11 protein-coding genes and 1 pseudogene are annotated in these 15,245 nt (G+C 59.0%); 3 read left to right on the forward strand and 9 right to left on the reverse strand.

Annotated features, from left to right (window positions below):
- Positions 1-40: 40 nt before the first annotated feature.
- Positions 41-919, forward strand: coding sequence for a LysR family transcriptional regulator (locus ACSEXW_RS15155; RefSeq protein ID WP_438447016.1), 879 nt, complete (start codon positions 41-43; stop codon positions 917-919).
- 34 nt (positions 920-953) lie between these two features.
- On the opposite strand, the gene ACSEXW_RS15160 is transcribed toward ACSEXW_RS15155, so the two are convergent.
- The 8 genes and pseudogenes from ACSEXW_RS15160 to ACSEXW_RS15195 form a co-directional block, all read right to left on the reverse strand.
- The gene (locus ACSEXW_RS15160; protein WP_438447017.1) at positions 954-1,496 is read right to left on the reverse strand and encodes a DUF3231 family protein; all 543 of its coding nucleotides are present in this window, start codon (positions 1,494-1,496) and stop codon (positions 954-956) included.
- A gap of 38 nt (positions 1,497-1,534) precedes the next feature.
- Positions 1,535-3,250, reverse strand: a complete 1,716-nt coding sequence (locus ACSEXW_RS15165) for a GMC family oxidoreductase N-terminal domain-containing protein (RefSeq protein WP_438447018.1) — start codon at positions 3,248-3,250, stop codon at positions 1,535-1,537.
- Positions 3,223-3,816 (reverse strand): hypothetical protein, encoded by a 594-nt coding sequence (locus ACSEXW_RS15170; RefSeq protein ID WP_438447156.1) that lies wholly within the window; start codon positions 3,814-3,816, stop codon positions 3,223-3,225. Before ACSEXW_RS15170 ends, ACSEXW_RS15165 begins: the two co-directional genes overlap by 28 nt.
- A 159-nt stretch (positions 3,817-3,975) precedes the next feature.
- On the reverse strand, positions 3,976-6,600 hold the full coding sequence (locus ACSEXW_RS15175; protein ID WP_438447019.1) for a hypothetical protein: 2,625 nt from the start codon (positions 6,598-6,600) through the stop codon (positions 3,976-3,978).
- A 3-nt stretch (positions 6,601-6,603) separates the two neighbouring features.
- Positions 6,604-8,136 (reverse strand): hypothetical protein, encoded by a 1,533-nt coding sequence (locus ACSEXW_RS15180; protein ID WP_438447020.1) that lies wholly within the window; start codon positions 8,134-8,136, stop codon positions 6,604-6,606.
- Positions 8,137-8,287: 151 nt separating this feature from the next.
- Positions 8,288-9,439 (reverse strand): hypothetical protein, encoded by a 1,152-nt coding sequence (locus ACSEXW_RS15185; protein WP_438447159.1) that lies wholly within the window; start codon positions 9,437-9,439, stop codon positions 8,288-8,290.
- Positions 9,440-9,616: 177 nt separating this feature from the next.
- Positions 9,617-9,727: pseudogene (locus ACSEXW_RS15190) on the reverse strand (zinc-ribbon domain-containing protein); the annotation flags it as partial.
- Positions 9,699-10,286 carry a hypothetical protein gene (locus ACSEXW_RS15195; protein WP_438447021.1) on the reverse strand — a complete coding sequence of 196 codons (588 nt, stop codon included), beginning with the start codon at positions 10,284-10,286 and terminating at the stop codon, positions 9,699-9,701. The pseudogene ACSEXW_RS15190 and the gene ACSEXW_RS15195, both read right to left, overlap by 29 nt.
- 406 nt (positions 10,287-10,692) lie before the next feature.
- Here ACSEXW_RS15195 and ACSEXW_RS15200 point away from each other — a divergent pair, with 406 nt between their 5' ends.
- Complete coding sequence (locus ACSEXW_RS15200) at positions 10,693-14,145, forward strand: endo-1,4-beta-xylanase (RefSeq protein ID WP_438447022.1); 3,453 nt, start codon at positions 10,693-10,695, stop codon at positions 14,143-14,145.
- 97 nt (positions 14,146-14,242) lie between these two features.
- Here the strand turns inward: ACSEXW_RS15200 and ACSEXW_RS15205 are convergent, their stop codons facing one another.
- Complete coding sequence (locus ACSEXW_RS15205) at positions 14,243-14,557, reverse strand: hypothetical protein (protein ID WP_438447023.1); 315 nt, start codon at positions 14,555-14,557, stop codon at positions 14,243-14,245.
- A 220-nt stretch (positions 14,558-14,777) separates the two neighbouring features.
- Here ACSEXW_RS15205 and mscL point away from each other — a divergent pair, with 220 nt between their 5' ends.
- Positions 14,778-15,164, forward strand: coding sequence for a large conductance mechanosensitive channel protein MscL (gene mscL, locus ACSEXW_RS15210; protein ID WP_438447024.1), 387 nt, complete (start codon positions 14,778-14,780; stop codon positions 15,162-15,164).
- The last annotated feature ends 81 nt before the right edge of the window (positions 15,165-15,245 follow it).

Here is a 15,245-nt window from a genome sequence, read left to right on the forward strand (position 1 = left end):
TGGAGAGGATTAATTATCTTCATGCATTGGAGGACATGCAATGACGCTGCAGCAGCTGGAGGTATTCGTACAGGTCGTGAAGACCGGAAGCTTCACCCGGGCGGGGCAGGCACTGTCCTTAACCCAGTCGGCGGTGAGCCATATCATCTCTTCGCTGGAATCGGAGCTGGGCTTCACCCTCCTGCACCGCAACCGGACGGGGATCAGCGCCACTCATGAGGGCAGCCGCATCTACCAGATTGCCTTGGAGATGCTGTGCCTCGCCGAGCGGATCGGACAGGAAGCCTCGGCCATCACCGGACTGGAGTCCGGTGTGCTGAGCGTAGGCAGCTTCCCCAGCTTCTCCGCCGCACGGCTCCCCGACCTGATCGTCGCCTTCCGGAAGAAGTACCCGAAGATCGAATTGAAGATTCATGAAGGCACCTATCACGAGATTGAAGCCTGGGTCTCCGCCGGAACCATCGACCTGGGCTTCTCTGCACTTCCCCCGGAGGGCTTGGAATTCATTCCCTTGTGCCAGGATGAGCTGGTCCTGGCGGTCCATCCGGAGCATCCCTTCGGCAACCGGGACTCCGTCCGGATCGAGGAGCTTCAGAGCCAGCCCTTCATCATGCCCAAGTCCGGCTGCGATGCCCAGCTGAAGACCCTGTTCAAGGAGCATCAGGTCGCTCCCGACGTCACCTTCGAGATCGAGGATCATCCGACCATCCTGGCTATGGTCAGCCGGGGCATCGGCCTCTCGATCGTCCCCCGGATGACGCTGAGCTTCTCGCCCCATCCGCTGCGCATCGTCCGCTTCACTCCCGATTCAGCCCGGACCATCGGCCTCCTGCTTCGTTCCCGCCGCTCCGCCTCCCCGGCTGCGGCCGCCTTCATCCACGAAGCCGCCGCGTGGGCCGCGGGGCCTGCCGCTCCGTAAGTCAAGCAGGCCCTTCCTTAGGGGGGAACCATCTTCAGGGCTGCGGCTTCTCCGGACAATAGGCCGGCGGAACCTGCAGCCAGCCCTTCTGGGACAGAAGCTCCCGGAAGGGTATGGCGAATGCCGCCTTCTTCATCTGGAACCTCACGAACATCGCTGCTATGTCGGGACGAACCGCTTCGACCATTCCCCGGCAAGCGTACTGGATGCCCAGCACGATGTTGAAGCTGGTCAGGTTCGCCACCTCTTCATCCGTCAGCCGGCCGCCCAGGGGAATATCCCGAAGCTCTGTGATAGGCTTCTCCGGAGTGGACTTGGGGAGAGGGATGCCCTCCGCCTGCATGAACTCGGTCAATTCCTTATGGATCGGCCTGTGTACCTCGTTAATCACCTCTTGCATCTTCGCCCGGAGGTCCGGATCCTGCACGATGTTGAAGGATATCTGCTCCCCACGGAGGGACTGCTCCGTGGCGGTGAAGTAGAACCACAGGTTCATGACCTCCGCCACGTTCATCGGCGGCTTCTTCCCATCCAGGAATGGCTTGATCGAATCCTTCAGCAGCTCCAATACATGCATTGGCTACACAACCTTTTTTAGGGTGTAGTATTCCATCCTCAGCTCCTTTTATCAAAATACTTGGAGACGATCCGTTCCGCCGTCCGGGTCGCCAGCGCCTGGGTCGTCAAGGTAGGGTTCGCTCCCCCCAGCCCATTCACATGCATGCTGTTGTCGGCTATATACAGCCGTTGGACTTGGTACGCCTCACAGGCCTCATCGACCACCTGCCCGATCCGCATGGTGCTCTCCATGTGGATCATCAGCGCGGCCGGCCAATCCGACCGAACCACCTTCCGGGCGCCTGCCTTCCGCAGAATGTCCACCGCGATCTTCACCAGCGCCTCGCGGGTCCTTTTTCCCCTCGTGCCAGGCACATAGGTCACTCTCGGTACCGGACCATGCTCATCCCGGTTGGCCGGATTCACGGTGACGCCGTTCCGGATATCCACATCATCGTCGGCGAAGATGGTCAGGCATAACGTCCTGCGGTATCGGTCCATCCATTGGTGAAGCTCCGGACCCACCACACGCCCCTTGGAGTAAGCGGCTCCCCCGTTCAGGTAAGGGTGCATCCCGCCGTAACCGGATTCGCTCAAGCCATAGCTCATGGACGCTTGCAGGCCGGGACTGAGCCCCGTCACGATGACGGACCCGAGCCCCGGATAGTCGAACCTCCCTCCTGAGCTATGCCCCATATACGGGCCCGTATCCGGACAGCCCAGAACCGACTCCAGCTCCCGTTCTCCGAACACTCCCGTCACCCAGTCGAAATAGTGGTTCACCAGCCCCCGGCCCACCCAAGGATGGCGGGGAAGGCCCGAATTGATCCAGAGCCTCGGCGTTTCAATGGCTCCCGCGGCGAGAACGACCACCCGGGCCCGATGCTCCTCCAGCTCCCCGGTCCATGTATCCCGGAGGACGACGCCCACCGCTCTCAGCCCTTCCGCAGGATGGGACTCCGTCAACACCCGGGTGACAAAAGCATTCGGCCGTACCGTCACCCGCCCGGTCTCCAGCGCCATCGGAATGTAGCTGACGAGGGTAGAGCGCTTCGCCACCAGATCAACGGCAGGGCCGTGGGGACAGCCGTTGATGCAGTGTCCGGCCAAGGTGCAGCCCTTCATCCGGGACAGCTGCTCCATCGGAATTGCGGGATTCATCAGATTCGGGTTCGGCGGCAGGATGGCGTTGGGCTGCGGGCGAATCCCGGGCTCCGTCATGTCCAGCGTTGGGGTCCACTTCCAGCCGGCCTTCCGTGCGCCGTAGAAGAACAGCTCCTCCTTGGGGGTGATGGGAGAGAAGGCAACCGGCAGCGTGGCCTCCACCTTCTCATAGTAGGGGACCAGGTCCCGGTAAGACAGGGGCCAGATTCCATTCACCGATGCGGGAAAAGCCCGGGGGGAGTTGGCCAAGTAGGACTGGGTGGTGCCGCCCACGCCCGAGTTCTGCCATACGAAGCCGTTCTGCGTCATCTCCCGGTACCAGGGAGCCCTCTTCCCATCCGCGGGACCCCACCGGAGCTTACCGGTGATCAGGTCATTCATCTCCACCTCCTTCTTGGTGTACTGCTCCCGAAGCAGGGAGATATCCAGATCGGCCGGACTGCCGCTGCTGGCGGCTCCCCGCTCTCCGTTCGGCTCCGGCCACCGGGTATTGCCGTACCACGGGCCCGCCTCCAGCACCAGCACCCACAAGCCCTTCTCGCCCAGCTCCTTGGCCATCACGGCTCCGCCGCCGCCGGAGCCTACGATGATGACATCCGGGTCACACATTCGACACCCCTCCTCTGCCGGCCGGATCGTAAGCCTGCCCCCCCCCGCCAGCACCGGTAGCCGAAGGAGGGGCCGGGGTAGCCGGTCTGCCCCCAGGTCCGCGAATCCGCGAAATAATCGAACATCGGCAGCTGGTTCAGAGAATCGGCCATGGTCTCCACCAAGGCCGGCTGATCCGTATACGGCAGAGGGAGCCGGGACAGCGGCACCTCCTTACGGTCCAGCAGCACCAGCGTCTGCAGCCGGTCTTCGCGGGAGAGAACGGTGAACGGCCCCCCGCCGGGGAAGCTCCCATATGCCGGAGGAGCCAGCAGCCTCCCTCTCCTCATCCATTCCACCGCTCCCGCATCCAGCAGGATGGCCGTTGACAGCGACAGCACCGGCAGGGGACGGCTCATGTCCTCCGGAATGAACTGCGAGTGGTCCAGCACGCCCGCCAAGTAACGGTCCACCCCCAGCTCGATCCCCCCCGGGACCCTGATTTCCTCCGCCATGCCGGCCGAGCGGCATACCGGTGGAAGGATCGCATCCGCCAGCGCCTGAAAGGTCGCCCACACGTACCTCATCTCCTGCGCCTGTCTCCACATCCACGGGCCTCTATGCATGCCCTCACCGCCTCGATTCGATCCGTCTATGATCTACATATATTGGGTCACCCAACGCCATATGTCCGCTCAGCAAAAAGCACCGCAGCCAGCCCAAGGCTGCGCGGTGCTTTCCCTTCCCTAAGCCAACGCCGCATTCGTCGGCGTGGCGGTGCCGTTCAGGTGATCGGCGATCTTCTGCTGGGCTGCCAGCCAAGCGGCCGGCGGGCTCAGGATCCCCTTGATGAACGGGACGCTGTGCTCCTCCACGAACTTCTCCTCCGGCGTGGGCGGCGGATTCCGGTGGACGAACAGCGTCACGATGGCTACCACGATTCCCACCACCGCAGCGACGACGCCGATGATCGGGATGACGGAGCAGACCTCGATGCCGGCCAATGCCGCGATCCCCACCCCGGCCTCCACCAGGAAGGCGACTCCGTTGGCCACCATCTCGATGATGTCCAGCACCTTCACCGCCACCGGCTGCCCCGACGAGAAGTCGTTGGCCACCTGGAAGCCCGTGCAGACGCAGGCTGCTCCCAGAGCCAGAATGGTCATGCCTTGGGCGAACGCTCCCGCCACCTTGGAGAAGGTCATCCAGCGGGCCGCCGCCTCTTCCACCGATCCGGCCTCCGCCAGCGCCTCACTGGCCGCCGCCCCGGCCTGGCCCAGGCCGGGCGCGCTGATCTCCGCCAGCTCGATATCCACCTGCACGCCCATCCGTCCGGCGATTTCCGAGAACTGCTGCAGGTCCATGGCGGTCCGGATGTCGTTCTCCGCCTGCATGATGTCCATGATCGCCGATTGGGCGGAGGCCAGCTTGGAGGCGGCCGTGAACTTCACGATGTCGCTGAATATGTTGGCAGCCACGTCCACCAGATTGATGACGGCCTGCACCTTCTCCTGCTTCTTCAGGTCCTTCCATCCCATGAACGCCTGCACTGAGGCGAAGATGCTAAGCCCATACACGGCAATGGTCATGGTTCGGCCGAAGGCCTTGGAGATCTTCGGGTTCCGCGTCACCCACGAATTGATCCGGGCCGGCAGCGGCAGGTTCCGAAGCTCGATCAGGATATCCAGGGAGTTGGCGATGATATCCCCCATTTTGTTCACCAGATCGTCGACCTTGTCGGCCTCGAACTCCTTCATAAGCTCGGCCAGGTCCTGCTTCGCGGCGTTCAGCACGTCATCCTGCCACTTGCCGCCGGCCAGGAGGGAGTTGAAGTACTGCTTGTAGAATTCGGTCAGGAACTCGACTCCCTCCTCCTTGTTGTCCGAGGAGAACCGGGCCATGACGAAGTTCAGCCGGATATCCATCACCTGGGAGTACAAGGAGGTGGCATAGGTGACCTGCTTGCCGTCTCCTGTCGGGACCCGTGCCTCCTGATCCAGAGAGTGGAGCATCGTGCACAGATGGGTCAGCCGCTTGCGCCCGTCCAGCGTGTTCTGCAGGGCCAGCCCGTTCAGCGTGAAGGGCTGGGTGCAATAGTCATAGAGCTTCTTGGCCCATCCCGCCGGCTGGTCGGACAAGTAGCCTTCCAGTCCCGGGACGCAGCTGGCGAAGGCGCTGTCCATCAGGGACGCCGTGGCCAGATTGTAGCCCTTCTCCTGGGCGAAACAGCCGTCATCGCTGCCCTTCCAGAAATAATTGAGCTTATCCCCGTAGCCCGGCACGCCGTCATACTGCTTCTTGATCTTGTCGTCATCGCTCTGCGAGAAGGCTTGGGTCAAGTAGCCGACCGCGAACCGGTCGGTCAGGAAGCTTTTGATGGATGCATCGCTTAACAGGGCGACGTCATCTTGGGTTAAGGGACCGCTGGCCCCCACATCCGGCTTCTTCTCTCCGAACCAGCCCCTCCACTTGTCATCGATGGCGTACAGCATCAGCGACTTCAGCTTGGAGAAGCTGAGCTGATGGAGGTTCTCCATATCCGGCGTAGGCAGGGTGAACAGATCCTCCACCGACCGTTCGATGGAATCCTTCAAGGCATAGGCGGGTGCAAGGCTCGCAGGCGGAGCCGTAAAGCCGGTCTTCAGGGCAGGGCCCTCCGGCGGGTGCTCGGCATGGTAAGCCTGAACGGCGGATATCAGCTTCGCGAGTGTAGGCGTATCCGCATAGACCCCCGACAGATTGTGCGAGGCGCCGTGGTAATCGGACGCACTCTCGTCGTACTCATACACCGATCCCGAGAACCGGCTGTAATCCATCGTAAAGTTGAAATCTCCGGCAATCCACGGGGAATACCCCAAGGAACAGAACGTCGGATTGATATCAAAATGGACATGCAGGACATCCTCCTGCCGGTCGTTCTGCACGATCGTGAAGAGCAGGGTCGTATACTGATTCAGCGCCTGGCTGGCCGCCGGATCGTCCGGGCTGATGAAGGTGCCGAAGGCGTGCCTCGAGCCCTGGTCGTCCGAAGCGAACCCCATCTCGAATTGGAACCACGCCGTCTGGTCCACCGTGGTGTTGTAGCGGATCTTCGCATCCGCCGTGAAGCCGGACGTCTGCCCTCCGGCCGACACCGCGCCATGGGCCATCAGCCCGTGGGGGGCTAATTTGAGCGCGCCGTACTCCTCCTGCCCCGCATCATTGATTCTCCGCCAGTAGTAATGGTCTTGGTCCCGGTGGGTGACCGCCGGTTGGCCGTCTACGATCACCTGATGATTGAACAGAGACAGCCGATCCATGGGACGGACGGCATGCCGGCTATCCTGAAGACCGTTAGGGCGGACGTTCACCGCCAGATGGGGAATGATCATCTATCAAGGTCCCTCCTGCCTGGATATGGAATAGTGGAAATGATTCATGGCCTCGTGGCCGAAAACTTTACGGAACAGCTCATCATGGTCTCTTAGCAGGCGAATGAACCGGATTTCCTCAGCCGGGCTCATCCTGCTCCGGAGGTTCGCCAAGAGGTTGGCGACCGTAATCTCCGGATAGCTCAGGAGGCACAGATAGTCCCGGGCGAAGTAAGAATGGTAGCCCTCGGAGAAATGCAGGTCATAGCCGACGAAGCCCTCTCCCGCCTCCGCCCGCTCGGCGTGGATCCGCAGGACGGGTACCTTCTCGACGGCCAATCTCCCGTTCTCCAGGGTGCCGAACCGCCACACCATATCCCCCACCTGCAGCCGGTGAAGGGAGACGCCGGGGTTCAGCCTTCGGCTCAGGTACGGGTTCAAGCTGCACCAGCCCCGGTCGGTCATCAGAGCATGCTCCGGCGACATAAAGGGCGGCTCGTCGTTGATGCCGTACATCTCCCGGACGAAGGGGTTATGAATCCTCTCCGTCGAGCAGACCGAGAAGGTCCCGTAGCCGTTCAGCACCAGATCGCCGGGAACCAGGTCCTGAACCGGCTTCACGCTGCCGTCCGCCATGCGGATCGGCGTATGCTCCCGGACGCAGCCGGAGTCGTCGGGCTTCTTCTCCTCGTAATTGTCGGGCATATTCCCGCTCCGCATCCCATAGCGCAGGGGACCGTCGGGCAGATTCAGCCAATTCAGCACCGTTTCGCCGTATTCGTACCGCTCGTGCGACACGTTCCCGTAGATCGGCATGCCTGTCGGGGTGGAATCGATGACCTCCCGGCGGGTATACGAGTAAGGTCCCGTCCGGATCGAGATGGCGTGATCGACCGCTCCTTTGACGGTGTTGAAGGCATCCGTATCCTGGGCGAACAGCGGCGTGACCGTCTCGAACCAATTCTCGGCGGCATAATTCTGAATGACCGTCCACCGGGTCTCGTTCTGCCAGACGGGCAGAACCGCCTGCAGCGCTTGCCCGCTCGGATCCAGTACATTGTAGAGATGAAGGAAGAGCTTCGCCGGCAGGTAGCTGCCCTCCGTATCGCACTCCACCAGGAAGCCGCTCACGAAGACGGAGTCCTTCCCGCTCTGCAGCAGCGCTTGCAGGCTCTCGTCATGGTTGTCCAACATCCGGGCAAGCCCATGATCCTGCAGCAGCACATCCAGCATCATCCACAGCCCCAAGGTGGTGCCGTTGGCCCCGAACCACGTCTGAATGGTACCGTATCCAACATTCCGTACGGTCGTATGGAACGAGCGCGCCGTCGACAGGGACAGGACGAACGCCATATACTGGACCGCCAAATCGTTGAACCGCGCTTGTCCTTGCGGCGCTTGGTAAGTCAAGGGATTGACCGGCGCCACGGACGGAAAGAAGGTGCTTCTCACTCCCCCGTTCGTACATTGAATTGCGTTCAAGATCCTCCTCTGAAGCTGTGTCTGCGGTATCGTGGTGACGGTCTTGACAATGGACATGATCTCGGCAATCTGCATCAATGGCGCCTCCTCCCGGGCATGCCTTATGTATACAAACCCAGGATGAGAAATATTCCCATATGATAGTTGTTTTTGCGTAGTGTTGCCATACACCCGCACGGCAAAAAGCACCTGCATCTGCAGGTGCTCGGGGAGAAATCATCGACCATCAGTTCGCTGCTGGGGCGTCCGGATTGGTTTTCACCTCTGCGGTCTTGAGATTGAACAGATTGCGGCCCAAGAACACACTGTCATGAGACACAATCCACCATTCGTCTTTATCAGGCATCTTCTGAAGGGTGTATCTCCAATTGACCATACTATTCTTCTCATCCAAGAAGAAGGAAGTGCTCTTTTCATAGAGGTAATGCTCGGTAGCCTCCACTACGATTCCATCGTCCTTGATCTGAATGGTGCTGGGATCCACCGCAACCTTCACAAGGGTCGTTTTATTGCTCGATGGCGCGGTCATTTTGGCGGCTGCGTTCTTATAGTATGCGCCCTCCGGATTGGCGGCCCTCAATAAGGCAGGATCGCCTGCGTTATCCGCCTGACACCATGATAAGGCAGCATCATAAATGACTTTGACCGCCGCTTTGCTGATTCCTTTATTCATCGGCTCCGCCAGATTAACTTGAGAGGTCTTGGAGGTGTCTATCGCAACACTCTCCTCGATCGGCAGGCCTAGAACCTTTCCCTTTACCTGGAACTTAGCATCTTGAGGTGCAGGAGATAGAGTCAGGTCCTGCTGCTGAGCCTCAAGCGGCTTCCCGTTCAGCGTGAAGCTCAGATTTTTGACCTGCGGCAGCCGGATCGATAATTTGGTCTTCAGATTGCGGGCCAGGTCCAACGCCTTCGACTTCGACACCGTCAGATCAACGTTTCCTGACAGATCCTCCGATGCATAATCGTTGCTGATCTTCGCTTCATAATGGTAGACCGAGGGCCAGAGGTTCGCGAACTTGCCTTCCAGAGCCTGCAGGTCGCCGATACGTACGTCCATCTTCAGCTGACCGATCTTCTGAACCTCCAGCTCGGCGGGAGTGATATGGAAGCTCCAACGGGTTCCCCTCCAGCTCGAATGGCTGACGAATTGAACCATCGTACCGCTCACGGCAAGCTCCTTGGTCCGGCCATTCCCATCCTTGGACTTCGCCATTGCAGCCGCGCTTTGAAACGCGGATTCGTATTTTTTCTTCATGTTGTCATCCAAGCTCTTCTGGAAAGCCGCCAGAGCATCCGGTTGTGATAATGCCTTGGCCTGCTCGGGATCGAGGTATCGGACAAGCTTGTCGATATCGCTCTCCGACAATGCAGCCATTGCTTTCTTCTCCAATGCCGCCGGCGAGGATGGCCCATAGGTATAATGAGCTGCCCCGTAACCGATGAGACACACCCCAACAACCCCTGCCGCTATCCAAATCAGCCTTTTGGCCTTCGGGCTAAGGGCCACCTTCGGTATAACCAAGGGCTTCTCCGGCCGCTTACCCGTCGGCGTGCCGCAGTGTCCGCAGAACCGGTCACCCGTTTTTATTTGTTCCCCACATTGACCGCAATACAATATCGTGCACCGCCTCTTCTTAAGGTAAAATGAGCGAACTGAAGGCATCCTTCAACAGGATGTTCGAGGCCACGAGCACAATGACTGCATACAGAGCCATGGACATTCCATATTGAGCAAAGCGCTGCTCCTTGGAGTACTGATAGATCTCCTGCGCCCCAAAACACGTCATCAGCAACGCAGTCAGCAAGCCAACGGCCACCAGCAGCAGGGATAATTTAAGGGAAAGGAAGGCGAGAATGGCGGCTGCCGCATATGCGGCTCCGAATGGCAGCTGCATCGTACCAAGGTAGGTTACGATTTCCTTCCATCCCATCTTTACTTGGCCCTTCCAGTTGCCCAGAAGCCAAAGAGCCCCGAACAGAACCAGAAGCGAGATGATGCCGAGCAGCAGCAGGTTTGTTGCAAGAGGTACTTTACTTCCCACCTCGGATACCGCACTTTTAAAGGAATTTCCGAACAGGTCCTTGCCGACCGATCCAACGGTACCCGAGATGGAATCGACCAATTTCTTCTTTAGTGCCAGCCCCCAGATGAAAAATCCTGCCAATGAAGCCCCCATGCCGATCAGCCCGTAGATAAAGTCCGTTGCGGGATTCAGATTCAAGCCCGCCTGCGGGTTCTTCAGGAGATGAACCAGGAGGGACTTGTCCACCTTTCCGTTGCTTTGCTTCGTCACCGTGTTCGAACACACATGTGTGGCATCTTCCGTTAGCAATTGCCCGCATTCAGTACAGTAAGCCATTCTTTCATTACCCCCGTCGCATGTATATTTAACTATTTCTATTATAATGTACTATAAATCCTACAAATTTCCTGATACAAATGTGCTATTTTTCCTAATTTTCAACAACATAATCGGAAACCTGTCGAACGTCAGCCAGGAAACTTGTCATATCCTGAACCTATAAAATATAAGGTTTTTTCTTTAATTTATGCAGTGTAAAGCGCTTTCTTTTGCATTACCATCAGATTGCACGGCACTTCCAATTTCTGTAGGAGGAATCCAACGAATGAGAACATGGTTCAAGTCGATCTTCCCGGCTTTTCTTGCAGCGATGCTCCTTCTTCCACCAGGGGATCTGACCCCGCAGGCCCATGCCGAATCCGCCGCGGCAGCAGCGGATTCCATCACGGTCTTTCATGAGACCTTCGCCAATGGCAAAGGCGCCGCAGTACCCTCAGGCGGTGCCACCCTGACGCCCGTCACCGGCAAGGCCTTCGCCGGCAACGAGGACGGAGCCGCCTTGTATGTCGGTAACCGTAAGAACAACTGGGATGCGGCCGACTTCCGGTTCGCCGATCTGGGCCTGCAGAATGGACAGACGTACACCGTTACCGTGTCGCTCTACGTGGATGCGGACGCCGCCATTCCCAGCGGAGCCCAAGCCTTCCTGCAGACCGTCAACAGCTACGGCTGGCTGGCAGGTGCGAAGTATACGGCCGGCGGAGCCTTGACCCTGACCAAGGAATTCACCGTGGATACCGGCAAGGATACGGCACTGCGCGTCCAATCCAACACGGAAGGCGCCTCCGTTCCCTTCTACATCGGTGATCTGCTGATTGTCAAGAAAGCGGATACAACCCCGACGGATCCGGATCGCCCGCCCGCTCTTCCCTTCACTCCCGTAACCTTCGAGGATCAGACCTCGGGCGGGTTTGCACCCCGGGGCAGTACGGAGAAGCTCACTGTCACCAACGAAGCCAACCATACGGCTAACGGCGCTTACGCCCTGAAGGTCGAGGGAAGGACCCAGAACTGGAACGGCCCGTCCTTGCGCGTGGAGAAGTATGTGGACAAAGGCTATGAGTACCGGATTACCGCTTGGGTAAAATTGATCTCACCGGACAGCTCCCAGCTCCAGCTGGCCACCCAGATTGCCCAGGACAGCGGAGCCAATTATGTCAGTCTGGCGGCGAAAACCGTCAGCACCGGCGACGGTTGGGTAGAGCTTCAGGGCACCTACCGCTACAATAACGTCAGCAGCGAGTATCTGACGGTTTATGTGGAGAGCTCCAGCAATGCGACCGCGTCTTTTTATATCGATGATATCCGCTTCGAAAGTACGGGCTCAGGCCCCATTACCATCCAGAAGGACCTGACTCCGGTCAAGACGGCCTATAAGGACGATTTCCTGATCGGCAACGCCATTACGGCGGAGGATCTTCAGGGCGTCCGGCTGGATCTCTTGAAGCTGCACCACAATATCGCCACCGCCGGCAATGCCATGAAGCCCGATGCCCTGCAGCCTTCGAAGGGGAACTTCACCTTCACCGCCGCCGATTCCATGGTGAACCAGGTGCTTGCGGCAGGCATGAAGATGCACGGCCACGTCCTGGTCTGGCACCAGCAGTCCCCGGCCTGGCTGAATACGGCCACCGACGCCCAGGGCGGCACGGTCCCGTTGAGCCGGGATGAAGCGCTCACGAACCTGCGGACCCATATCCGGACGGTCATGGAGCATTTTGGCGGCAAGGTCTTCTCCTGGGATGTGGTCAACGAAGCTATGAGCGATAACCCGTCCGCCCCGGCGGATTACCGGGCGTCGCTGCGCAAGTCCCCCTGGTATCAGGCCATCGGCCCGGATTACGTCGAGCAGGCGTTCCTAACGGCAAGGGCGGTGCTGGACGAACATCCGGAATGGAGCGTCAAGCTGTACTATAACGATTACAACGAGGACAACCAGAACAAAGCCACCGCCATCTACAACATGGTGAAGGATCTCAATGACCGGTATGCGCAGTCGCACCCCGGCAAGCTCCTCGTCGACGGCGTCGGCATGCAGGCCCACTACTCCTTGAGCACGAATCCGGAGAATGTGAAGCTGTCCTTGGAGAAGTTCCTTTCCCTGGGGGTCACGATCAGCATCACGGAGCTGGATATTCAAGCCGGCAGCAACTATACGATGACCGACAAGCAGGCTGCCGCCCAAGGCTATCTGTATGCCCAGCTGATGAAGCTCTTCAAGGCCCATGCCGACCGGATCGAACGCGTCACCTTCTGGGGCATGGATGACAACACGAGCTGGAGAGCCTCCTCCAATCCCTGCTTGTTCGACAAGGGTCTGCAAGCCAAGCTGGCCTATTACGGGGTCATCGACCCGGAGAAGTATATGGCGGAGCACGTGCCTGAGTCCAGAACCGCACTCGTCTCCCAAGCCGCATACGGCACTCCCGTTATCGACGGTGCGGCGGACACGGTCTGGGAGCGGGCTCCCGCGATGCCGGTGAACCGGTATCAGATGGCTTGGCAAGGGGCTGCCGGCACAGCCCGGGCACTGTGGGACGACCACAACCTGTACATCCTGGTGCAGGTGACCGACTCCCAGCTGAACAAGAGCAATGCCAATGCGTGGGAGCAGGATTCCGTGGAGATCTTCCTGGATCCGAACAACGGGAAGACCTCCTATTACCAGGACGATGACGGCCAATACCGGATCAGCTATGACAACGCTACGACCTTCAATCCGGCCGCCCTCTCGAACGGCTTCGTCTCCGCAACCCAAGTAACCGGAACCAGCTATACGGTTGAGGCGAAGATTCCGCTCAGCGCAATCACCCCGGTGAACGAGGCCAAGGTGGGCTTCGACGTCCAGATTAACGACGCCAAGGACGGCTCCCGCATCAGCGTAGCGGCTTGGAATGACACGACCGGGACCGGATATATGGATACCTCCGTGTACGGCGTGCTGCTCTTGACCGGCAAGCCCCCTGCGGATACAGTCCCTCCCGTCACTACGATTCAGCATGCGCCGGCGGGCTGGCAGACCCAGCCCGTGGACATTACGCTTCAAGCGTCCGACGCCGGGAGCGGCGTTGCCGCAACCTATTACAGCCTGGACGGGACCGCTTATCGGACCGGAAGCTCCCTCCGCATCGACACGGAAGGCATTCACACCCTGCGCTTCTACAGCGTAGACCTGGCGGGCAACCGGGAAGCCGAGCAGGAAACGACCATCTCCCTCGATCTTACGGGCCCGGCCGTTACCATTCCGGAGCTCACGCGGGTGCTGATCAGCGACGGACTCCGCCCCCTGATCTCGGCAACCGACGCAAGCAGCGGAGTGGATACGTTGACCGTCACCCTGGACGGCAGTCCGATCGATAATCCGGTCGAGCTTCCGCCGCTGGGGCTCTCTCTCGGCGAACACACCCTCGCCGCCACCGCAAGCGACCTGGCCGGGCACTCCACGACGGTCACGCGGTCCTTTACGGTCTATATGGATGCCGCCCATTTGGACGCTCTCTTCCAAGCCGGCTTCGATAACGGCTACCTGAAGAAGCCGCAGCTGTTGAACAGCCTCTTGGCCAAGGTGAAGCAGGTGCAGGCAGCCGGAGATGACGCCAAGAAGGCACGCAACGCCCTGAATGCCCTGCGCCATGAGGTCCGGGCCCAGTCCGGTAAAGGATTGGATGCCGTCTACGCCGCGCTGGTGCTGAACATCCTTCAATCGATCGGCAAATAAACCAATGGGGCTGATCCTGCGCCAAGTGTCTCGACACTTGAGCGTAAGATCAGCCCCATCTCTTCATCTCCCTATGGGGAGAGGAACGGTTCTTCCCTTAACCATGAAACTGGTGGCCTGCCGGCGTGCTCTTCTTGGCAGCGGTCACCATCAGGAAGATGCCCGTCAGCAAGTGCAGGACCCATCCAACGAACGGGATCCAGGCCAGCAAGGATGTGACAATACCCAGAACCGAGCCGTAGATCGGTTCATTGTTGCTCTTGGACAGGATCAGCGTCACGATATGAATGATCAGCATGATGCCCAATGCGGAATAGAAGCTGCCGATGACGATGGCGGCCCCCAACAGCGGAATGGCCAGAATAATTTCCATCGAGCCCGAAATCCACTTCATAATTCTGGAACTGGTCAAAGGTTAACCCTCCTATGGGTACGTAGTACTATGAATTGTAACAGAATGTTATAATTTGGGATAGGACTTTGTTGGTAATTCCACCAATTTGTAAATATATATACTCATTATGAAAGAGATACCAATCGAAGGACGCGTTTTATGTCGAATCATGACGACAGATGAACAAACTCTCTTATGGTATAATAGCTGCAGCTCTAGACAAGAGGAGGAATATGCCATGTGGAAGGAATTCAAAACCTTCGCCCTGAAGGGCAACGTCCTGGACCTCGCCATCGGGGTCATCATCGGTGCGGCTTTTGGCAAGATCGTCACGTCCTTGGTCAACGACATCTTGATGCCGATCATCGGCGTGCTGGTCGGCGGCATCAACCTGAACGACCTTCAATTCCAGTACGGGGATACGATTGTGAAATACGGGGCCTTCCTCCAGTCCGTGGTCGACTTCTTCATCGTGTCCTTCTCCATCTTCCTGATGATCAAGGTGCTTGGCAAGTTCAAGCGAAAGGAAGAAACGAAGCCCTCTGCACCTCCGGAGCCAACCAAGGACCAGGTGCTGCTGGCGGAGATCCGGGACCTGCTGAAGGCCAAGCAAACGGAAAACTGATACCGAAGGGATGGCCTCCGGGCCGATCCACAGCAATAACCCACGGCCGGATTCGGCCGTGGGTTTCTTCAATCCGAGGCG

The organism is Oryzibacillus soli, assembly GCF_051594765.1.
GTDB lineage: Bacteria > Bacillota > Bacilli > Paenibacillales > NBRC-103111 > Paenibacillus_AR.